The sequence below is a fragment of the Bacillus sp. SIMBA_005 genome, from assembly GCF_046535585.1.
Lineage (GTDB): Bacteria > Bacillota > Bacilli > Bacillales > Bacillaceae > Bacillus > Bacillus pumilus.
Window position 1 is genome coordinate 1 of record NZ_JAWRWI010000171.1, and the last position, 316, is coordinate 316.

Annotated in this window: 1 protein-coding gene; it reads left to right on the forward strand. The window is 61.4% G+C overall.

The annotated features are described in order from the left end of the window. On the forward strand, nt 1-316 hold a 316-nt coding region (locus tag SB660_RS19615), incomplete at both ends, for an ABC transporter permease family protein (protein ID WP_486304203.1).

Below are 316 nucleotides of genomic sequence, written 5' to 3' on the forward strand. Positions count from 1 at the left end.
CTGCTGACGATCGTGTTGCTCATCTTCCTGATGCCGTTCATCTGGATGATCGCGACCGCGCTCAAACCCGGCAGCGAGGTGTTCTCCTCGCCGCCGACTCTCTTCGGCAGTGCGCTCAAATGGCAGAACTTCCTCGATGCCTGGACCTACGTGCCGTTCGGACGGTTCATGCTGAACGGGATCGTCGTATCGGTGCTCGGAACGATCCTCGTCTGCATCACGAGCGTGCTCGCGGCGTATGCGTTCGCGCGATTGCGTTTCCGAGGCAGGGGAGCGCTGTTCGCCGTCTACCTCGTGACGCTTCTCGTTCCGCAGG